This is a genomic window from Pseudomonas sp. LB-090624 (assembly GCF_003205205.1).
GTDB lineage: Bacteria > Pseudomonadota > Gammaproteobacteria > Pseudomonadales > Pseudomonadaceae > Aquipseudomonas.
In genome coordinates this window covers 163,623-184,288 of record NZ_QJRL01000009.1, presented here as the reverse complement: position 1 = coordinate 184,288, position 20,666 = coordinate 163,623, and the positions used below count along the sequence as shown (strand labels likewise).

Annotated in this window: 14 protein-coding genes; 5 read left to right on the top strand and 9 right to left on the bottom strand. The window is 63.5% G+C overall.

Translation table 11 applies throughout. The features are described from left to right. Positions 1–5: 5 nt before the first annotated feature. A complete protein-coding gene (locus tag DMX11_RS12045; RefSeq protein ID WP_110744731.1) occupies positions 6–2,936 on the bottom strand; it encodes an aminotransferase in 2,931 nt (976 codons plus the stop codon). Between the two features lie 191 nt (positions 2,937–3,127). On the opposite strand from DMX11_RS12045, the gene DMX11_RS12040 reads away from it, so the two are divergent. Next, complete coding sequence (locus DMX11_RS12040; protein ID WP_110744730.1) at positions 3,128–5,317, top strand: TonB-dependent siderophore receptor; 2,190 nt, start codon at positions 3,128–3,130, stop codon at positions 5,315–5,317. 353 nt (positions 5,318–5,670) lie between these two features. Here DMX11_RS12040 and DMX11_RS12035 read toward each other — a convergent pair whose 3' ends face one another. From DMX11_RS12035 to gloB, 7 genes are all read right to left on the bottom strand, one after another. Beyond that, positions 5,671–7,278 (bottom strand): ABC transporter ATP-binding protein, encoded by a 1,608-nt coding sequence (locus DMX11_RS12035; RefSeq protein WP_110744729.1) that lies wholly within the window; start codon positions 7,276–7,278, stop codon positions 5,671–5,673. Between the two features lies 1 nt (position 7,279). Then, positions 7,280–8,299, bottom strand: coding sequence for an ABC transporter permease (locus DMX11_RS12030; protein ID WP_110744728.1), 1,020 nt, complete (start codon positions 8,297–8,299; stop codon positions 7,280–7,282). 1 nt (position 8,300) lies between these two features. Further along, positions 8,301–9,374, bottom strand: a complete 1,074-nt coding sequence (locus DMX11_RS12025) for a microcin C ABC transporter permease YejB (RefSeq protein ID WP_056803365.1) — start codon at positions 9,372–9,374, stop codon at positions 8,301–8,303. A 1-nt stretch (position 9,375) separates the two neighbouring features. Then, entirely contained in the window at positions 9,376–11,211 is a 1,836-nt protein-coding gene (locus tag DMX11_RS12020) for an extracellular solute-binding protein (protein ID WP_110744727.1), read from the bottom strand. Then, positions 11,208–12,980 (bottom strand): extracellular solute-binding protein, encoded by a 1,773-nt coding sequence (locus tag DMX11_RS12015; RefSeq protein ID WP_110744726.1) that lies wholly within the window; start codon positions 12,978–12,980, stop codon positions 11,208–11,210. The genes DMX11_RS12020 and DMX11_RS12015 overlap by 4 nt, the downstream gene beginning before the upstream one ends. Positions 12,981–13,304: 324 nt before the next feature. After that, positions 13,305–14,735: a lytic transglycosylase domain-containing protein gene (locus tag DMX11_RS12010; RefSeq protein WP_110744725.1), complete on the bottom strand. Its 1,431-nt coding sequence runs from the start codon at positions 14,733–14,735 to the stop codon at positions 13,305–13,307. A gap of 100 nt (positions 14,736–14,835) precedes the next feature. Further along, the gene (gene gloB / locus DMX11_RS12005; protein ID WP_110744724.1) at positions 14,836–15,615 is read right to left on the bottom strand and encodes a hydroxyacylglutathione hydrolase; all 780 of its coding nucleotides are present in this window, start codon (positions 15,613–15,615) and stop codon (positions 14,836–14,838) included. An 85-nt stretch (positions 15,616–15,700) separates the two neighbouring features. On the opposite strand from gloB, the gene DMX11_RS12000 reads away from it, so the two are divergent. The 4 genes from DMX11_RS12000 (at position 15,701) to DMX11_RS11985 (ending at position 20,334) form a co-directional block, all read left to right on the top strand. Continuing rightward, positions 15,701–16,474: a class I SAM-dependent methyltransferase gene (locus DMX11_RS12000; RefSeq protein WP_110744723.1), complete on the top strand. Its 774-nt coding sequence runs from the start codon at positions 15,701–15,703 to the stop codon at positions 16,472–16,474. A gap of 15 nt (positions 16,475–16,489) precedes the next feature. Then, positions 16,490–16,936 carry a ribonuclease HI gene (gene rnhA, locus DMX11_RS11995; RefSeq protein WP_110744722.1) on the top strand — a complete coding sequence of 149 codons (447 nt, stop codon included), beginning with the start codon at positions 16,490–16,492 and terminating at the stop codon, positions 16,934–16,936. Between the two features lie 51 nt (positions 16,937–16,987). Next, positions 16,988–17,746, top strand: a complete 759-nt coding sequence (gene dnaQ / locus DMX11_RS11990; RefSeq protein ID WP_110744721.1) for a DNA polymerase III subunit epsilon — start codon at positions 16,988–16,990, stop codon at positions 17,744–17,746. Between the two features lie 338 nt (positions 17,747–18,084). Next, complete coding sequence (locus tag DMX11_RS11985) at positions 18,085–20,334, top strand: Orn/Lys/Arg decarboxylase N-terminal domain-containing protein (RefSeq protein WP_110744720.1); 2,250 nt, start codon at positions 18,085–18,087, stop codon at positions 20,332–20,334. On the opposite strand, the gene DMX11_RS11980 is transcribed toward DMX11_RS11985, so the two are convergent. Continuing rightward, positions 20,318–20,536, bottom strand: coding sequence for a hypothetical protein (locus DMX11_RS11980; RefSeq protein WP_010954911.1), 219 nt, complete (start codon positions 20,534–20,536; stop codon positions 20,318–20,320). The genes DMX11_RS11985 and DMX11_RS11980 overlap by 17 nt on opposite strands. Positions 20,537–20,666: the final 130 nt, after the last annotated feature.

The following is a 20,666-nucleotide window of genomic DNA, read 5'->3' as shown; positions in this document are numbered from 1 at the left end:
ATCCCCTACAACCCCTCACCCAGCACCCGGTCAATACAATCGACAAAGTAGTCCACGCTGGCCCGGCTGGTGCACATCGGCGGCTTGATCTTGAGGATGTTCAGGTAATCGCCAGTTGGCTGCATGAAGATACCCAGGTCACGCAGCCGGTCGCACAGCAGCATGGTTTCTTCGGTAGCCGGCTCCAGGGTGGAGCGGTCACGCACCAACTCCAGCCCCAGGTAGAAGCCCGAACCATGCGCCGCACCGGCCAGCGGGTGCTTGTCCACCAGGGCCTGCAGGCGCGCCTTGAAGTAGCGGCCGGTGTCGCGGGCGTTGTCCCACAGCCCTTCTTCCTGCATCACGTCCAGCACCGCCATGCCAATACGGCAGCTCACCGGGCTGCCACCGGCCGAGGAGAAGAAGTAGCCCTCGGCCTCCAGCGCCTCGGCGATTTCGCGGCGGGTGATGACCACGCCCAGCGGCTGGCCGTTGCCCATGCCCTTGGCCATGGTGATGATGTCGGGCACCACGCCTTGCTCCTCGAACCCCCAGAAGTATTCGCCCAGGCGACCATAACCGACCTGTACTTCGTCGGCGATGCACACGCCACCCCGCGCGCGAACCTTGGCATAGGCTTCCCGCAGGTAGCCCGCTGGCAAGGCGATGCCGCCGGCATTGCCGTACACCGGCTCGCAGATGATGCCCGCCAACTGGCGGCCACGGGCATCGAGCTCGGCCAGCTTGGCGTCGACATCGCCCAGATAGCCTGCCGCACTGTCGGCCCCGCGGAAGCGGCCGCGGAAGGTGTTCGGCGCCTCGACCGGGTGTACCCAGTCCGGGCGGGTTTCCAACGCTTGCGGGTTGTCGGCGATCGACGTGGAGATGGCATCGGTGGCCACCGACCAGCCGTGGTAGGCCTCCAGCACACTCAGCAGATCGCGCCCGCCGCTGTAGGCCCAGGCCAGGCGAATCGCCAGGTCGTTGGCTTCGGTGCCGCTGTTGACCATGAATACCCGGTCAAAACCTTCGGGGGCCAAGTCCAGCAGGCGTTCGGAGAACTCGGTGATGGCTGCGTAGTGGAAGCGCGAGTTGGTGTTCAGCAGCGACCACTGGCGCGCCGACTCGGCGACCATGCGCGGGTGGCCATGGCCCAGCACCGCGACGTTGTTCAGCATGTCGAGGTAGGAGCGGCCCTGCATGTCGATGAGGTAGTTGCGCCAGCCGCGTTCGATGTGGGGTGGCTGCGCGTAGTAGTGCTTCTGCGAGCGGGCGAAGCTGGCATCGCGGCGTGCCAGCAGGGCCTGCGGATCCGGCAGGGGATCGGCATCGCAATCGAAGCCCAGCAGGGCGGCCGGTGAGGGGCACAGGGCCAGCCAGGCGGTAGCCTGAGACGGGGTGGCGAAGGGTGGCGGCTGGAGGGTGTTGTCCAGGCACAGCTGCACGCTGAGGAAACCGCAGCTGTTGCCCAGGGCCTGGCCTTTTTCCACGGCCTGGCTGTGTGCCGGTGCGTCTTCCAGCCCCTGCAACCACAAGGCCCAGTGCGCGGTGCGCAGCCAGCCGCGGCCGTCACCGTGGCGCTGCCAGGTGCCGGCTGCCGGGGCTTGCACCGGGCTGCCGTTGGGCACATGCAGCTCGACGCCGAGGGCGCAGGTGGCGGGCTCGTCGGGGCGGTCGATATGGGTTCGCGACAGGCGATACTGCCCGTGCAGGCTGCAGGCCGGGGCAGGGTGCCGGGTTAACAGGCGTTGGTCGAAGCCGGGTTGTTCCCAGTTGCCCGCTTCACAATGCTCGCTGAGCACGCCGAGGTCCACGCGCGTGACGGGTTGCCCCGCAAGTTCGGGCAGCAGCGGCGCGCAGCCGGCCAAGTCTGGGGTGGCGGGCTGCAGGCCGGCAGCTTGCAGGATGGCCGCTTGCATCAGCGCGAAAGGCACGGCGGTGGCGGTGTCGAAGATTTCCCACTCATGGGCGACGTTGTCGCGGGTGTACTGGTTTCCTGGGTCCACGGCCAGTTGCTGCGCACTGCTCAGCACCAGCACCGCCGCGCGGTTCAGTACCAGAGGCCACAAGGCACGCAGCTCGGCGTCGGTCAGCGGGTTGAGCGCCTGGTAGGCGCTGATCGCCGGCAGGATCCGCAGCGGGTCGCCTTCGGCGTGGTGCAGCAGCGCCGCGCAGGTCACCGACAGGTCGGCGATGCGCCAGGTGCGCAGCAGGTCGCCGAAGTCGATCACCCCTTGCAACTGCCACTGGCGCTCGCCATCACGGGCCCAGACGGTGTTGTCGTCGGTAATGTCCAGGTGCACGGCCTGGCTTGGCAGCCGATCAACCAGCGGTGCGAGGTGTTCGTCGGCGACGCGGGTGGCGTGTTCGATGCGGGCGCGTTGCTCGGTGTTGTGCAGTACCGGCAGCAGATGCTGGATCAACGCCTGGGCGTGTTGCGGGTCCCACTGCAGGGTGCGCGCAAGGCCGGGGTGGTCGAACTCGGCCAGGGCGCTGTCGAGCCGCGCGCACAGCCTGCCCATTTCGGCCATCAACTGCGCCGGCATGTGCTTGAGACGCGTCAACGGTTGACCTTCGATGTAGCCGAGCAGGCGTACCCGCAGCGGTTGGCCATCAACCTCCACGTCCAGCAAGTTTTCGCCGCTGTGCGCCGCACGTACTGCGGGCACCGACAGGCCGTGCTGACGCAGGTAGGCGAGGGCGGCATGCTGCGCCTCCAGCTCCACCTTTGCGTAGCTGCCATGGCAGGCCTTGAGCACGAACTGCCCTTCAGCCGTGTCGACCCGGAAGTTCAGGTCCTGCTGACTGCCCAATGCCGACAACCCACCGGCAACGCCGTAGTGCATTTGCAGCAAGGCATGCGCCTGGGCTTCGCTGAGCGTGGGGCCTGGCAGGCTGGCGCGCTGGATCAGCTGCTCGAGGGCAGGGGAGACGTTTTTTTGTTGTTGACTGGGCATGGGCTCTACCGTTGGAGCAGGAGTGACAGCCGCGACTGTATGCCCGATCTGGCTGATGATGAAAGACGATCGTGATCAGAAATGCTGATAAATGGCGGCCCTTTGCCACGTGCCTGGGTTGATGTTTGTGTTTGGTAAGCATTACCATTTACATTCAGTTTCACTTCCTCAGCGCTGTCAGGAATTTACCAATGCCTTCCCGTATTCCCTCACGCCCCGCATTACTGGCGATCTGCTGTTCCGTAACCCTGATGGCGCAGGCTGCCGAGCCGATCCAGCTGGAGGCGACCGATGTCAGCGCCGATGCCCTGAAAGCGCGGCCCGACGCGTTACCGGACGAGTTTGCCGGAGGCCAGGTTGCCCGCGGTGGGCGGATGGGGGTGTTGGGTAACCAGGACTACATGGATGTGCCGTTTACCATGACCAGTTATACCGCCAAGGTGATCGAGGACCAGCAGGCGGAGGATATCGGTGACGTCTTGGCCAACGATCCTTCGGTACGTGAATCATTCGGCTTCGGCAACCAGTCCAAGGTGTTCGTGATCCGTGGTTTGCCGTTGGCGGGCGACGATATTTCCTTCAATGGCCTGTACGGCATCTTGCCGCGGCAGATCATGTCCACCGACGGCGTCGAGCGGGTCGAAGTGTTCAAGGGGCCCAATGCCTTCCTCAATGGCGTGAGCCCGACTGGCACCGGCCTGGGCGGCAACGTCAACCTGCAGCCCAAGCGCGCCGGCGATGAGCCGACCCGCCGCTACACTCAGGACATCAGCTCTGATGGCCGCATTGGCGAGCACCTGGATATCGGCCAGCGCTTCGGTGAGGACAACCGCTTCGGCGCGCGCCTGAACCTCAGCCAGCGCGAAGGTGAAACCGCCGTCGACGACCAGGACCAGCGCACCAAGCTGTTCACCGCTGGCCTGGACTACCGCGGCGACAACTTCCGCGTGTCGACTGATATCGGCTACCAGAAACAGCGCATCAACCACCTGCGCAACTCGGTGCGCCTGGGCAGCACCGTGACCAAGGCCCCGACCGCGCCGGATGCCAGTCACAACTATGGCCAGAGCTGGAGCTACAGTGAGTCGGAAGATACCTTCGGCATGGTTCGTGGCGAATGGGACCTGAGCGACAACTGGACCGCCTACCTCGCCGGCGGCGCCCGTCACACACGCGAGCAGGGTACCTACGGCACGCCGGTACTGGTCGGCAACAGCGGCGCAGCGACGATGACCGCTTCGGACATCGTGCACGGCGAAGACAACACCAGCTTCAGTACCGGCCTGAATGGGCGGCTGCAGACCGGGCCGGTCAGCCACCAGATCGCCGTGGGGGCCAATACCATGTGGACCCAGGCGGAAAACGCCTACATCTTCTATTCGCCAATCAGCACCAACATTTACGACACCGTGCAGCAGGCCAAGCCGGGCACGGTCACCAGCACCGGTGGCGAAATGGGTGACCCTGGTGTCACCGGCAAGACTCGCGCGCGGAGCATCGCCATTTCCGACACCATTGGCGTCTTCGATGACCGCCTGCTGCTGACTTACGGCTTGCGACGGCAGCAACTGCGGGTGGAAAGCTACAGCTACGATGGCACTGTCTCCCAAGGGCAGCCCAACCTGGCGAATGACGGCAGCCGCAAAGGCGACCCGTACGAGGAGTCCATCACCACACCGGTCTATGGCATCGTTTTCAAGGCCACCGACAGCATTTCCTTGTATGCCAACCGCATCGAAGGCCTGGCGCAGGGGCCAACGGCGCCAGCCAATGTGTCGAACGCCAGCGAGATGTTCCCGCCAGGCCGCACCAAGCAGCTTGAGGCTGGTATCAAGTTCGACCGACAGACCTTTGGTGCGAACCTGGCCGTGTTCCGTATCGAGAAGCCTTCAGACGGCTACACCTTGAACAACGTCTTCGTTCGCGACGGCGAGCAGGTCAACAAAGGGCTGGAGTTGAGTCTGTTCGGCGAGCCGGTCCAGGGCTTGCGCCTGATGGCCGGCGGCACGCGCATGACCTCGGAGCAGAAAAATACCGCCAACGGCAGCAACGATGGCAACCATGCCATCGGCGTGCCGACATTCCAGCTCAATGCCAGCGTCGACTGGGACGTGCCCGGCGTGCCGGGGCTGGCGCTGAATGCGAGGATGCTGCGCACCGGTGGCCAGTTCGTCGATGCGGCGAACAATGTCAGCCTGCCGACCTGGAACCGTTTCGATGCCGGTGCCCGTTACAAATTGAAGGTAGCGGAGAAAGACCTGACCTTGCGCGTGAATGTGGAGAACCTGACCGACAAGAACTACTGGGCCTCGGCTAACGGCGGTTACCTGACCCAGGGTGACCCGCGGCTGGTGAAGTTCTCCGGGACCATCGATTTCTGATAACCCCGGGCGTCCGCAATCTCCAGGTGTTCTGCGCCCGATTGCGTCAGGGCGGCAGGGCGCCTGCCTTGGGTTTCGCGGTGTTGCGTAGATCGAGCGCCGCCCGCGCGGCGCATCGCGAGCTGCGCTCGCTCCTACAGTTGTTTCGGGCCAATTAATCCTGGGGCATGTGCGCGCGTCCCCTTGGCGCCCACCTCGCTATCGTGGGGGGCAAACAGGGCGGTCGCGCGCGCAGGCACAGGCGATACTGGCCCGAAACAACTGTAGGAGCGAGCGCAGCTCGCGATGCGCCGCGCGGGCGGCGCTCGATCTCAAACACGCCGCAAGAATCAAGGCGAACACACACCCTTCCTCTACAAACCCTCAACCTCCAAAAACGCCGCCTCCAGCAACTGCCGCGTATAGGGATGCTGCGGCGCATGGAAGATCGCCTGCGCGTCCCCTTGCTCTACCACATGCCCATGCTTGATCACCATCAATTGGTGGCTCAACGCCTTGACCACTGCCAGGTCATGGCTGATGAACAGGTAGGTCAGGTTGTACTTCTGCTGCAGATTACGCAGCAGCTCCACCACTTGCCGCTGCACGGTACGGTCCAGCGCCGAGGTGGGCTCATCCAGCAGAATCAGCGCCGGCTTCAGCACCAGCGCCCGGGCAATCGCTATGCGCTGGCGCTGGCCACCCGAAAACTCATGCGGGTAGCGATGCCGCGTGCGCGGGTCCAGCCCCACTTCCTCCAGCGCCGCGATGATCGCCGCTTCCTGTTCCTGCGCATTGCCAATACCGTGAATGCGCAACCCTTCGCCGACGATATCCGCTACGCACATGCGTGGGCTCAGGCTGCCAAACGGGTCCTGGAACACCACCTGCATTTCGCGCCGCAAGGGTCGCACGGCCTTCTGGTTCAGCCCGTCGAGGTTATGCCCATGGAAGCGAATGCCTCCCTGGCTGGAGATCAGGCGCAAGATTGCCAGACCCAATGTCGACTTGCCCGATCCGGACTCGCCAACGATTCCCAATGTCTGCCCCTGCGGCAAGCTGAAGTTGACCCCGTCAACCGCCTTCACATGGTCGACCGTACGCCGCAGCAGGCCCTTCTTGATTGGGAACCACACTTTGAGATCGTTCACCTCGAGCAATGGTGCGCCGACCGGGTTGTGCGCTGGCAGCCCGCTGGGCTCGGCGTTGATCAGCATCTGCGTGTAGTGGTGCTGAGGGGCACTGAACAACGTCGCGCAATCAGCCTGCTCGACAATTTGCCCGCGCTGCATCACGCACACGCGATGGGCGATGCGCCGCACCAGGTTCAGGTCATGGCTGATCAGCAGCAGGGCCATGCCCAGACGCGCCTGCAGTTCCTTGAGCAGGTCGAGAATCTTCAACTGCACGGTCACGTCCAGCGCCGTGGTAGGTTCGTCGGCAATCAACAGCTCCGGCTCGTTGGCCAGTGCCATGGCGATCATCACCCGCTGGCGCTGGCCGCCGGACAGTTCGTGGGGCAGGGCCTTGAGGCGCTTGCGTGGCTCGGGGATGCCGACCATGTCCAGCAGTTCCAGGGTGCGCGCAGTGGCTTCCTTGCCGGTCAGGCCTTTATGCAGCAGGAGGATTTCGTTGATCTGCTTCTCGATGCAATGCAGCGGGTTCAGTGAGGTCATCGGCTCCTGGAAGATCATCGCAATGCGGTTGCCGCGAATGCGTTGCAGGGTCTTTTCGTTCTGTTGCAGCAGGTCTTTGCCTTCGTGGCGGATGCTGCCGCTGGGGTGGCGGGCCAAGGGGTAGGGCAGCAGGCGCAGGATCGAGTGCGCGGTCACCGACTTGCCGGAACCACTCTCGCCCACCAAGGCCAGTGTCTCGCCCTTGCGGATATCGAAGCTGATGCCGTCCACCACTCGGTTGACCTGGTCGCCGGTAACAAACTCCACCGCCAGGTCGCGCACTTCGATCAGGTTCTGTTCACTCATGTCACTTCCTCGGGTCGAAGGCATCGCGGGCGGACTCGCCGATGAACACCAGCAGGCTAAGCATCAATGCCAGCACGGCAAACGCGCTGATGCCCAGCCACGGCGCCTGCAGGTTGGACTTGCCCTGGGCCACCAGTTCGCCCAGCGAGGGCGAACCGGCGGGCAGGCCGAAGCCGAGGAAGTCCAGGGCGGTGAGGGTGCCGATGGCGCCGGTGAGAATGAATGGCATGAACGTCATGGTCGAGATCATGGCGTTGGGCAGGATGTGCCGGTACATGATCGCGCCGTTGCGCATACCCAGGGCGCGTGCGGCGCGCACGTATTCCAGGTTGCGCCCGCGCAGGAACTCGGCGCGTACCACGTCCACCAGGCTCATCCACGAGAACAGCAGCATGATGCCCAGCAGCCACCAGAAGTTTGGCTGCACGAAGCTGGCAAGGATGATCAACAGGTACAGCACCGGCAGGCCCGACCAGATTTCCAGGAAGCGTTGCCCGGCCAGGTCGACCCAACCGCCATAAAAGCCCTGCAATGCGCCGGCGATAACGCCGACGATCGAACTGGCCACGGTCAGGGTCAGGGCGAACAGTACCGAAATGCGGAAACCGTAGATCACCCGCGCCAGCACGTCGCGGCCCTGATCATCGGTGCCCAGCCAGTTGTCTGCCGAAGGCGGAGCCGGGGCAGGGACGCGCAAGTCGTAGTTGATGCTCTGGTAGCTGAACGGGATCGGTGCCCACAGCACGAAGCTGTCTTTGCTGGCCAGCAGTTCGCGGATGTACGGGCTCTTGTAGTTGGCCTCCAGTGGGAACTCACCGCCGAAGGTGGTTTCTGGGTAGCGCTTGAACGCCGGGAAGTACCACTCGCCGTCATAGCGCACGGCGATGGGTTTGTCGTTGGCGATCAGTTCGGCGCCCAGGCTCAGGCCGAACAGGATCAGGAACAGCCACAGCGACCACCAGCCACGGCGGTTGGCCTTGAAACGCTCGAAGCGTCGGCGATTGAGGGGGGACAAGGCCATGTCAGTGCTCCCGGCTGGCGAAGTCGATGCGCGGATCGACCAGGGTGTAGGTCAGGTCGCCGATCAGTTTCACCACCAGCCCCAGCAGGGTGAAGATGAACAGGGTGCCGAAGACCACCGGGTAGTCGCGGTTGATGGCCGCCTCGAAACTCATCAGGCCCAGGCCGTCGAGGCTGAAGATCACCTCGATCAGCAATGAGCCAGTGAAGAAGATACCGATGAACGCAGAGGGGAAACCGGCGATCACCAGCAGCATGGCGTTGCGGAACACGTGGCCATACAGCACCCGTGGCCGGCTCAGGCCCTTGGCCTTGGCGGTGACCACATACTGCTTGTTGATCTCGTCGAGGAAGCTGTTCTTGGTCAGCAGGGTCATGGTGGCGAAGTTGCCGATGACCAGCGCGGTGATCGGCAGCACCAGGTGCCAGAAGTAGTCCAGTACTTTGCCGGTGGTGCTCAGCTCGTCGAAGTTGTTGGAAGTGAGCCCGCGCAGCGGGAACCAGTCGAAATAGCTGCCGCCGGCGAACAGCACGATCAGCAGGATGGCGAACAGGAACGCCGGAATGGCGTAGCCGACGATGATCGCCGAACTGGTCCAGACATCAAAGTGGCTGCCGTGGCGCACCGCCTTGGCGATGCCCAGCGGGATCGACACCAGGTACATGATCAACGTGCTCCACAGCCCCAGCGAGATCGACACCGGCATCTTCTCGATGATCAGGTCGATGACCTTGGCGTCACGGAAGAAGCTGTCGCCGAAGTCCAGCTGGGCGTAGTTCTTGATCATGATCCACAGGCGTTCGGGCGGCGACTTGTCGAAGCCGTACATGCGCTCGATCTCGGCGATCAGCGCCGGGTCCAGGCCCTGGGCACCCCGGTAGTTGGAGCCGGCCACGGAGACCTCGGCACCGCCACCAGCAATGCGGCTGGTGGCGCCTTCGAAGCCTTCGAGCTTGGCGATCATCTGCTCGACCGGGCCACCGGGGGCAGCTTGGACGATGATGAAGTTGATGATCAGGATGCCGAACAGGGTCGGGATGATCAGCAGCAGGCGGCGCAGGATGTAGGCAAGCATGTCAGTTGGTCTCGTCCGCAGAGGCTTCGCTGACCGCCGGGGTCACCCCGGGCTTGATCCACCAGGTGTCGATGCCGATGTCGTACTTGGGCGACACTTTCGGGTGGCCGATGTGGTTCCAGTAGGCCACGCGCCAGGTCTTGATGTGCCAGTTGGGGATCACGTAATAGCCCCACAGCAGTACGCGGTCGAGGGCGCGGCAGTGGTCGATCAGGCTCTGCCGCGAGTCGGCGTTGATCAGCTGGTCCACCAGTTGGTCGATGGCCGGGTCGCGCAGGCCGATGAAGTTGCGGCTACCGGGGTTGTCGGCGGCGGCGCTGGACCAGAACTCGCGCTGCTCGTTGCCAGGCGAATTGGATTGCGGGTAGCCGCCAACGATCATGTCGTAGTCACGCGAGCGCAGGCGGTTTATGTACTGCGAAACATCGACACGGCGAATGTTCAGCTCGATCCCCAAGTCGGCAAGGTTGCGCTTGAACGGCAGCAGAATGCGTTCGAACTCGGTCTGCGCCAGCAGGAACTCGATGCTTGCCGGCTTGCCTTGGGCGTCGACCATCTTGTCGTCGACGATTTTCCAGCCGGCTTCCTGCAACAGCTTGTAGGCCTGGCGCTGCTGCTCGCGGATCATGCCGCTGCCATCGCTCACCGGGTTGTGGAAGGCTGCGGTGAACACCTGGTCGGGCACTTTGCCGCGCAGTGGTTCCAGTATTTTCAGCTCGTTGGCGCCGGGCAGGCCGTGGGCGGCCATTTCCGAGTTCTCGAAGTAGCTGCCGGTGCGGGTGTAGGCGCCGTTGAACAGCTGCTTGTTGGTCCACTCGTAGTCCAGCAGCAGGCTCAGGGCCTGGCGCACACGCACATCCTGGAACACCGGGCGACGGATGTTGAAAATGAAGCCCTGCATGCCGGTGGGGTTGCCGTTGGGTAGCTCTTCCTTGATCAACCGGCCGTCGCGCACGGCGGGCACGTTGTAGGCGGTGGCCCAGTTCTTTGCACTGACTTCCAGGCCATAGTCGAATGCCCCGGCCTTGAGCGCCTCCAGGGCAACGGTGGTGTCGCGGTAGGCGTCGAACGTCATGGCGTCGAAGTTGTAGAAACCGCGGTTGATCGGCAGGTCCTTGGCCCAGTAATCCTTGACCCGTTCGTAGCGCACCGAACGCCCGGCCTTGACCTCGGCGACCTTGTACGGGCCGCTGCCCAACGGGATTTCCAGGTTGCCGCGGTTGAACTCGCGGTTTTCGTACCAGTGCTTGGGCAGTACCGGCAGCTGCCCAAGAATCAGTGGCAGCTCGCGGTTGTTCTTGTGCTTGAACTTGAACAGCACCTTCAGCGGGTCTTCGGCGACCACTTCGGCGACGTCGGCGTAGTACTGGCGGTACAGGGGCGCGCCGTCCTTGATCAGGGCGTTGAAGGTAAATACCACGTCGTCGGCACGCATCGGATGGCCGTCATGGAAGCGCGCCTGCGGGCGCAGGTAGAAGCGCACCCAGCTGTTATCAGGGGCTTTTTCGATCTTGCCGGCCACCAGCCCGTATTCGGTGAACGGCTCATCCTGGCTCTGGCGCATCAGCGTGTCGTAGATGATGCTGATGTTTTCGGCCGCGACGCCCTTGTTGATGAACGGGTTCAGGCTGTCGAAGCCACCGAAGCTGGACTGGCGAAAGGTGCCGCCCTTGGGGGCGTCGGGGTTGACGTAGTCGAAGTGCTTGAAGTCAGCGGGGTACTTGGGCGGCTCGTCGTACAGGGTGAGGGCGTGTTGCGGTGCGGCCAGGGCGGGAAGGCTCAGGCAGGCGAGCAACAGGCTGCCTGCCAGCCGGCGCAGACGGTGCGTTGGCGTCATTGGGCTTTCTCCGAAGTCTTGATCCACCAGCTGTTCAGCCCCAGGGTATAGGGCGGCGTGGTGACGAAGGCGAACCGGTTGCGGTAAGCCAGGCGGTGGTTGTCGAGGTACCAGTTGGGGATCATGTAGTACTGCCATGAGAGCACGCGGTCCAGGGCACGGGCGGCAGCGACCTGGTCATCGCGGGTACGTGCGGCCAGCAGGGTGTCGAGCAGGTGGTCGACGACCGGGTCCTTGACCCCCGCATAGTTCTTGCTGCCCTTGGTCGCGGCCTGGCTGGAGTGGAAGTACAGCCACTGTTCAAGGCCGGGACTGAGGGTCTGGTTCAGGGTCATCAGAATCATGTCGAAATCGAACTGGTCCAGGCGTTGTTTGTACTGGGCACGGTCTACGGTGCGCAAGCGCGCATCGATGCCGATGCTGGACAGGTTTTCGACATAAGGTTGCAGAATGCGTTCAAGGTTGGGGTTTACCAGCAGCAGCTCCATGCGCAGCTGCTGGCCCTTGCTGTCGACCAGGCGCTGGCCGTTCAGCTTCCAGCCGGCGTCAGCGAGCAGGCCCAAGGCCTGGCGCAGGGTCTGGCGGCTGATGCCACGGCCATCGGTGTGGCTGACCTTGTACGGTTCGCTGAACAGCTTGGCCGGCAACTGGTCACGGAATGGCGCCAGCAAAAGCCACTCCTTGCCAGTGGGCAGCCCGCTGGCGGCGAACTCGCTGTTGGGGTAGTAGCTGGTCGAGCGCCGGTAGGCACTGCTGAACAGCGCGCGGTTGGTCCATTCGAAGTCGAGCATCAGCCCCAGCGCCTGGCGCACCCGCGGGTCGCTGAAGGTGGCCCGGCGGCTGTTCATGAACAGGCCCTGGGTTTGGGTGGGGATGCTATGCGGGATCTGTGCCTTGATCACCTCGCCACGGCGTACGGCCGGGAAGTGGTAGCCGTTGGCCCAGTTCTTTGCCTGGTGCTCGATATAAATGTCGAACTCGCCCGCCTTGAACGCCTCGAAGGCCACCGTGGCGTCACGGTAGAACTCGTACTCCACGCGCTTGAAGTTGTACTTGCCACGGTTTACCGGCAGGTCCTTGCCCCAGTAGTTCTTCACCCGTTCGAACACCAGCCGGCGCCCGGGCTGTACCTCGGTGATGCGGTAGGGTCCGCTGCCCAGTGGTGGCTCGAAGGTGGTGGCCTTGAAGTCACGCTTTTGCCAGTAATGCTTGGGCAGCACCGGCATTTCGCCCAGGCGCAGGATCAGCAGCGGGTTGCCGGCGCGCTTGAACACGAAGCGGATTCGCAGCGGGCCGAGGATGTCTACCCGTTGTACTTCCTGCAGATTGGTGCGGTAGATCGGATGGCCGTCCTTGAGCAGCGTGCGGTAGGAAAAGGCCACATCTGCGGCGGTGATCGGCTGCCCGTCATGCCAGCGGGCTTCCGGACGCAGGTTGAACACCACCCAGCTGCGGTCCTCGCTGTACTCCACCGAGCGGGCAATCAGCCCATAGCTGGAGGTGGGTTCGTCACCGGACGGGTCGTACTGCCCGGTGCCGACCATCAGCGGCTCGTTCAGCTCGCTGATGCCGTACTGCTGGAAATTGGGCGTGGTGATCGGGCTCGACCCCTTGAAGGTGTAGGGGTTGAGGGTGTCGAAGGTGCCAAAAGCCATGGCCCGCAAAGTACCGCCCTTGGGCGCTTGCGGGTTGACCCAGTCGAAGTGGGTGAAGGTGGCTGGGTACTTGAGCGTGCCGAACTGCGCGTATCCGTGGCTTTCGCTCACCATCGCGGCTGCGGGGAAGCTCAAGGCCAGGCTGAGTGACAGCAGGAGGGGACGTATCAAGTCGGCATCCGATCCAGAGGCGTTGGGCTTTGATCGGCTACAGTAACAGCTTGGTGGGGTTGGAAAAAGAGAGGCTTTGAAGGTGCGGGCCCCAAGCCGGGGGCAACAGGTGCCACGGTACCTGTGGGAGCGGCCTTGTGTCGCGAAAGGGCTGCGCAGCAGCCCCGGCAGTTTATGCTGAAAAGTTGAAATACTGGGGCCGCTCCGCGCCCCTATCGCGACACTAGTCCGCTCCCACAAGGCCGCGTGAGGGCCCTGGTTGCGGGATCAATGCCCGAGGTAGACGGTCAGGGTCTGGCCTGGCTTCAGAGCATGGCCACTGCGTGGGTTCCAGCGCTTGAGGTGTTTCATTTCCACGTTGAAGCGCTTGGCCACCAGGTACAGCGAATCACCCTTGCGCACCTTGTACTGGGTGGAGCGCTGCGCCGATGCCGCTACCCGATTGCCGGCAGCACTCGAGGCGTTGCCGCCGCGCAGGGCCAGGACCTGGCCGGCGCGCAGGCTGTTGCCGGAAAGGCGGTTCCAGCGCTTGATGTCCTTGACCGACACCCGATTGGCCTTGGCGATGGCGCCCAGGTTGTCGCCACGCTTGACCCGGTAGCTGCGTGTGGCCACCGGGGCCTTGGCTTCGGCCACAGCGCGGGCGAACGCGGCCTTGGGCGGCTGCAGGCTGACCAGTTGCTCCGGGTTGAGGTTGGACAGGCTGGCACTGAGCAGCTGTGCCTTGGCGGTCGGTACCAGCAGTTGTTTAGGGCCGTCGACGGTCATGCGCTTCTTGAACGCCGGGTTAAGCTGGATCAGCTCGTCCTCGTCGATGTTGGCGAAGGCTGCAACGCGGGTCAGGTCCAGGCGTTCATTGATCGCCACCGCTTCGAAATACGGTTCGTTGGCGATCGGGGTCAGATTGACGCCATAGGCTTCTGGCGTGGAGACCACCTGCGACAGCGCCAGCAACTTGGGTACGTAGTCGCGGGTTTCCTGTGGCAGGGGCAGGTTCCAGTAGTCGGTCGGCAGGCCGAGCTTTTCGTTGCGCTCGATGGCCCGGCTGACGGTACCTTCGCCGGCATTGTAGGCCGCCAGGGCAAGCAGCCAGTCACCGTTGAACATGTCGTGCAGGCGGGTCAGGTAGTCCAGTGCCGCGTTGGTCGATGCGGTGACGTCGCGGCGGCCGTCATAGAAGTTGGTCTGGCGCAGGTTGAAGTGGCGACCGGTGGCCGGCATGAACTGCCACATGCCGGCGGCGCTTGCACGCGAGTAGGCCATCGGGTTGTAGGCGCTTTCGATGGCTGGCAGCAAGGCCAGTTCCAGCGGCATGTCACGTTCTTCAAGGCGTTCGACGATATAGTGCAGGTACAGGCTGCCACGCTCGCCAGCGCTTTCGATGAAGGTGGGATTGCTGGCGAACCACAGGCGCTGCTGCTCGATGCGCGGGTTGACGTCGATGCTGTCCTGCAGGGCGAAGCCCTGGCGCATGCGCTCCCATACATCCTGCGGCGCCTGCTCGGCCGGCTTGACCAGTAGCGGCGAAGGCTTGTGCTTGATCCGCGCCTGGTAGTTGTGCGCGCGAACGCTATCGGATTCGTCGAGCTGACGGGTGCTCTGGCAGCCCACCAAGGTGGCGGCCAGAGCCAGCGCACTGATTTGGGCCAGACGCGTCAGGGCGACGGAATGAGAGGTTCTGCGGCTACGGGAAGACATCGGCTGATACAGGTATCCGGGCGAAAAAGTTCGGCGATTCTAGAAACCGCTCCGGGCCTGGTCAACCTTTGACCATCACTTGCGATATATCTTGCGGTTATCAGAAGGTGTCCTTCCAAGACCTCAAGGCAGCAAAAACAGCGACATGCGAGGTGTTCGAATGTCCCTTCCATTCGTCTGCTTTTTGTTTAACTAATGTTTCAGAGGTACGCAAAAAGGGGTTGGTCAGGCGTTCCAGGCCAATCGTCGATGGCAAGCTGATGCGATTTTCCGCGCGCAACCGGCTAACGTCTTCGAACCGTTGCTGAACATGCGGATTGCTGGGCTCCACGGCCTTGGCGAAGCGCAGGTTGCTGAGGGTGTATTCGTGGGCGCAGTACACCTCGGTTCGCGCTGGCAGCGCCGCCAGGCGGGCGAGGGCAGGCTGCATCTGTTCGGGTGTACCCTCGAACATGCGCCCGCAGCCGGCGGCGAACAGGGTGTCGCCACTGAACAGGAGGGGCGTTGCCGGCTGGTCGCTGAAGAAAGCGATATGCCCCAGCGTGTGACCGGGCACTGCCAGCACCTGGAAACCCACGCCCAGCACCTCCAGCAGGTCGCCGTCGTTCAATGCCAGGTCGCGGCCGGGGATGCGCTCGTTGGCCGGGCCGCAGACCCGCGCCCCGCTCAACTGCTTGAGCCGTTCAACGCCGCCGACATGATCGTTGTGGTGGTGAGTGATCAGGATGTCGCTCAGCGTCCATCCGGGGTTTGCCGCCAGCCAGCGTTCCACCGGGCCGGCATCACCCGGGTCAACCACCGCGCAACGGCGTTTGGCAGTATCCTGTAACAACCAGATGTAGTTGTCGGAGAAAGCGGGGAGAGCATCGATCTGTATCATGGTGCGGATCCGATTCGCCTAGCGTGGCACATGAGGGCATCTTAGCCGCGATGGCGCGGTGGGAGAACCTTCGAAGGAGAGCGCAATGACCGACCAAGCCTTTGCCCAGGCCGACCCGGACTGGGTCGAGCTGATCAGCCTGGCCCGTGAGTGGTTCAACGGCCCACTCGGGCAACTGATGCTCAAGGAGGAGGACAAACTGCTGGAAGAAGAGCTAGGGCGCTTCTTCGGGGGTTACCTTGTGCATTATGGGCCATGCGCCGAGGCCCCCCCCAGCGCCCCGCAGGTGCAGCGCAACGTGCGCCTTGGTGCGCCATTGCCTGGGGTGGAGATCGTCTGCGAAGAGCAGGCGTGGCCGCTGAGCGAGCATGCCGCCGACGTGGTGGTGCTGCAGCACGGCCTGGACTTCTGCCTTTCACCGCATGGTCTGCTGCGCGAGGCGGCCAGTGCAGTGCGCCCGGGCGGTCATCTGCTGATCGTCGGCATCAACCCGTGGAGCAGTTGGGGCATGCGCCATTTCTTCAGCCATGGCGCCCTGCGCAAAGCGCGGTGCATCTCGCCTTCGCGGGTGGGGGACTGGCTCAACCTGCTGGGCTTCGCGCTGGAGAAACGCCGCTTCGGGTGCTATCGTCCGCCGCTTGCCTCACCTGCATGGCAGCAACGCCTGGAGGGCTGGGAACGACTGGCCGGCGGCTGGCAGGGCTCTGGGGGCGGGGTATACCTGCTGGTGGCGCGCAAGATGGTGGTAGGCCTGCGGCCTCTGCGGCCGGAACGCCGCGAGCCAATGGGCAAGCTGCTGCCGCTGCCACTGGCGAAGGTCAACCGCACCGCAGCCAATCCCGAAACTGACAAGCACTGAATTCAAGAGTGGTACATGAGCGATAGCGTCGAGATGTTTACTGATGGTGCCTGCAAGGGCAACCCTGGCCCGGGTGGCTGGGGCGTGCTGATGATCTACAAGGGCGTCGAAAAGGAACTGTGGGGCGGCGAACGTGAGACCACCAACAATCGCATGGAGCTGATGGCCGCGATCCAGGGCCTGATGTCGCTCAAGCGTGAATGCGAGGTGGTGCTGACCACCGACTCGCAGTACGTGATGAAGGGCATCAACGAATGGATGGTCAACTGGAAGAAGCGCGGCTGGAAGACCGCCGCCAAGGAGCCGGTGAAGAACGCCGACCTGTGGCAGCTGCTGGATGAGCAGGTCAACCGCCACAAGGTGATCTGGAAGTGGGTGCGCGGCCATATCGGCCACCCCGGCAACGAACGCGCCGACCAGCTGGCCAACCGTGGGGTCGATGAGGTGCGCGCCCAGCGTTGAGCTGGGTTACAATCGCCGCTTTTGTAACTGATGCAAGTTGGAGCGCCCCGCGTGGAGCAGCAGCAAGATAAACGGTTCGTCATTCTCGATACCGAAACCACGGGTATGCCGGTTGGCGAAGGCCACCGGATCATCGAGATCGGCTGCGTCGAGGTCATCGGCCGGCGCCTGACCGGGCGGCACTTCCACGTCTACCTGCAGCCCGACCGCGAGAGTGACGAGGGCGCCATCAACGTCCACGGCATCACCGATGCGTTCCTGGTCGGCAAGCCGCGTTTTGCAGATGTAGCCGAAGAGTTCTTCGCGTTCATCCAAGGTGCCACGCTGGTCATCCACAACGCCGCGTTCGACGTTGGTTTCATCAACAACGAATTCGCCTTGCTCGGCCAGCAGGATCGTGCGGACGCTGCGCAATATTGCACCATCCTCGATACCTTGCTGCTGGCACGCTCGCGTCACCCGGGGCAACGCAACAGCCTGGATGCGCTGTGCAAACGTTACGACATCGACAACTCGGGCCGTGAGCTGCACGGCGCACTGCTCGACTCGGAGCTCCTGGCAGACGTCTACCTGGCGATGACCGGTGGCCAGACCAGCCTGTCGCTGGCTGGCCATGGGGCAGACGCCGATGATGATGGGCAGGGCGCTGGCGGTAGCGAGATCCGCCGGATTGTCGGGCGTGGGCCTGGGCGGGTGATCGTGGCCAGTGCTGAAGAGCTGGAGGCGCATGCCGAGCGGCTGGCGGCCATCGCCAAGTCGGCGGGTGGGCCTTCGATGTGGCAGGCCCTGACCGAGACGCCGGCGGGCTGAGACGCTTGGCTTGCCGTGGGTTGTGCGGTGGTGTTGAGATCGAGCGCCGCCCGCGCGGCGCATCGCGAGCTGCGCTCGCTCCTACGTTTTTTTTGGCCAGTAACGCCTGTTACAGGCGCGCGCGATCGCCTGGTTTGTACTGCGCGACATCGAGCCATGCACCCAGGCGTTCGCGCGCGAACCCCACAGGAATAATTGGCCCGAAACAAACGTAGGAGCGAGCGCAGCTCGCGATGCGCCGCGCGGGCGGCGCTCGATTTACGCCCCACCCCAACCCTCAAGACAGGCACGTCAACTACCCTGAAATGGACCCCATGTCCTTCGGAGGTAGCCACCTGATGTACAAGGACCTCAAGTTTCCGATCCTCATCGTCCACCGCGCCATCAAGGCCGACAGCGTTGCCGGCGAACGGGTGCGCGGAATTGCCGATGAGCTGACCCAGGACGGTTTCACCGTCATCAAGGCCGCTGACCACGCCGAAGCACGCCTGGTCGCCGCCACCCACCACGGCCTGGCCTGCATGCTGATCGCGGCCGAAGGCGCCGGCGAGAACACCCACCTGCTGCAGAACATGGCCGAGCTGATCGGCCTGGCCCGCCTGCGTGCACCCAACCTGCCGATCTTCGCCCTGGGCGAGCAGGTCACCCTGGAAAACGCCCCCGCCGAGGCCATGAGCGAGCTCAACCAGCTGAGGGGCATCCTCTACCTCTTCGAAGACACCGTGCCATTCCTCGCCCGCCAGGTGGCGCGAGCTGCACACGCATACCTCGACGGCCTGCTGCCGCCTTTCTTCAAGGCGCTGGTGCAACACACCGCGCAGTCCAACTATTCCTGGCACACCCCGGGGCACGGCGGCGGCGTGGCTTATCACAAAAGCCCGGTTGGCCAGGCCTTTCACCAGTTCTTCGGGGAGAACACCCTGCGCTCGGACTTGTCCGTTTCGGTCCCTGAACTGGGCTCGCTGCTCGACCATACCGGCCCGCTGGCCGCAGCCGAGGCCAGAGCAGCACGCAACTTCGGCGCTGACCACACCTTCTTCGTCATCAATGGCACCTCGACAGCCAACAAGATCGTCTGGCACGCCATGGTCGGTCGTGACGACCTGGTATTGGTGGACCGCAACTGTCACAAGTCGGTGGTGCACGCGATCATCATGACCGGCGCCATCCCTCTGTACCTGTGCCCCGAGCGCAATGAATTGGGCATCATCGGGCCGATCCCGCTCAGCGAGTTCAGCGCCGAGGCAATTGCGGCGAAGATCCAGGCCAACCCCTTGGCTCGCGACCGTGGGCAGCGAATCAAGCTAGCGGTGGTGACCAACTCGACCTACGACGGGCTGTGTTATCACGCGGGCATGATCAAGCAAGCCTTGGGTAGCAGTGTCGAGGTCCTGCACTTTGACGAGGCCTGGTTTGCCTACGCGGCGTTCCATGACTTTTTTGCCGGGCGTTACGCCATGGGCACCACCTGCTTGGCAGAAAGCCCGCTGGTGTTCAGCACCCATTCCACCCACAAGCTGCTGGCCGCATTCAGCCAGGCTTCGATGATTCACGTGCAGGACGGCGCCAGGCGTCAGTTGGACCGGGACCGTTTCAACGAAGCGTTCATGATGCACATCTCGACTTCGCCACAGTACAGCATCCTCGCGTCGCTGGACGTGGCCTCGACCATGATGGAGGGGCCGGCCGGGCGCTCGCTGCTGCAGGAAATGTTCGACGAGGCGCTGAGCTTTCGGCGTGCCCTGGCCAACCTGCGCGAGCACATCGCGGCTGACGACTGGTGGTTCAGTATCTGGCAACCGCCGACTGCCGAAGGCATCCATCGGCTGGCGGCACAGGACTGGCTGCTGCAGCCCGGAGCTGACTGGCATGGTTTTGGTGAGGTGGCAGACGACTACGTGTTGCTCGACCCGCTGAAGGTCACCCTGGTGATGCCTGGCCTGAATGCCGGCGGGGCGCTGGGCGCGCATGGTATCCCGGCCGCCGTGGTCAGCAAGTTCCTCTGGGAGCGCGGATTGGTAGTGGAAAAAACCGGTCTGTACAGCTTTCTGGTGCTGTTTTCCATGGGGATCACCAAAGGCAAGTGGAGCACCTTGCTCACCGAGTTGCTGGACTTCAAGCGCCACTATGACGGCAACACTCCGCTTAGCAGCTGCCTGCCAAGCGTGATGGCTGCTGATACGTCACGCTACCAGGGCATGGGCCTGCGTGACCTGTGCGACCAACTGCATGACTGTTACCGCGGCAACGCCACGGCCAAGCAGCTGAAGCGCCTGTTCACGCGCTTGCCGGAAGTCGCCGTGAGCCCGGCCCGAGCATATGACCAGATGGTCCGCGGCGAAGTGGAGGCGGTGCCGATCGAGGCACTGCCAGGGCGTGTGGCGGCGGTGATGCTGGTACCGTACCCACCCGGCATTCCATTGATCATGCCGGGGGAGCGGTTTACCGAGGCAACCCGTTCGATCCTTGATTACCTGGCGTTCGCCCGGGCGTTCAACCAGGGCTTCCCCGGTTTTGTCGCCGACGTGCACGGCCTGCAGAATGAAAACGGCTGCTACACGGTAGATTGCATCACGGAATGCGGGTGATCTCGACGCCGCTGCGGGCCAGTTCGAAACGGTTTTCACCCAGGTGGTTGACCTTGTCGCCGATGGCCAGGCGGTAGGTGGTGATGGGGGCGCCCAGCGTGCTGCCGTCAAGTTGCAGGGTCGACTCCTGGAACTCGTGCACAGGGTAGATACGGCCTTCGGCGTCACGGGCGTGGAATTGGCCGACCATTACTGCTGCCATTTGGGTGGAAACCTCTGAAATACGTAGGAAATGTCTGCAGGCATAGACCGTGGAACAGCGCCGGAAGTTTTCGGTTTTGTGAAAAAAAACCAAAGCGGCGAGAAACGGTCATCTATAACTACAACGTCCT

Excerpts from the sequence above, each read along its gene's own strand:
- DMX11_RS12045 (WP_110744731.1), bottom strand. The coding sequence starts at position 2,936 with ATGCCCAGTCAACAACAAAAAAACGTCTCCCCTGCCCTCGAGCAGCTG.
- DMX11_RS12040 (WP_110744730.1), top strand. The coding sequence starts at position 3,128 with ATGCCTTCCCGTATTCCCTCACGCCCCGCATTACTGGCGATCTGCTGT.
- DMX11_RS12035 (WP_110744729.1), bottom strand. The coding sequence starts at position 7,278 with ATGAGTGAACAGAACCTGATCGAAGTGCGCGACCTGGCGGTGGAGTTT.
- DMX11_RS12030 (WP_110744728.1), bottom strand. The coding sequence starts at position 8,299 with ATGGCCTTGTCCCCCCTCAATCGCCGACGCTTCGAGCGTTTCAAGGCC.
- DMX11_RS12025 (WP_056803365.1), bottom strand. The coding sequence starts at position 9,374 with ATGCTTGCCTACATCCTGCGCCGCCTGCTGCTGATCATCCCGACCCTG.
- DMX11_RS12020 (WP_110744727.1), bottom strand. The coding sequence starts at position 11,211 with ATGACGCCAACGCACCGTCTGCGCCGGCTGGCAGGCAGCCTGTTGCTC.
- DMX11_RS12015 (WP_110744726.1), bottom strand. The coding sequence starts at position 12,980 with ATGGTGAGCGAAAGCCACGGATACGCGCAGTTCGGCACGCTCAAGTAC.
- DMX11_RS12010 (WP_110744725.1), bottom strand. The coding sequence starts at position 14,735 with ATGTCTTCCCGTAGCCGCAGAACCTCTCATTCCGTCGCCCTGACGCGT.
- gloB (WP_110744724.1), bottom strand. The coding sequence starts at position 15,615 with ATGATACAGATCGATGCTCTCCCCGCTTTCTCCGACAACTACATCTGG.
- DMX11_RS12000 (WP_110744723.1), top strand. The coding sequence starts at position 15,701 with ATGACCGACCAAGCCTTTGCCCAGGCCGACCCGGACTGGGTCGAGCTG.
- rnhA (WP_110744722.1), top strand. The coding sequence starts at position 16,490 with ATGAGCGATAGCGTCGAGATGTTTACTGATGGTGCCTGCAAGGGCAAC.
- DMX11_RS11985 (WP_110744720.1), top strand. The coding sequence starts at position 18,085 with ATGTACAAGGACCTCAAGTTTCCGATCCTCATCGTCCACCGCGCCATC.
- DMX11_RS11980 (WP_010954911.1), bottom strand. The coding sequence starts at position 20,536 with ATGGCAGCAGTAATGGTCGGCCAATTCCACGCCCGTGACGCCGAAGGC.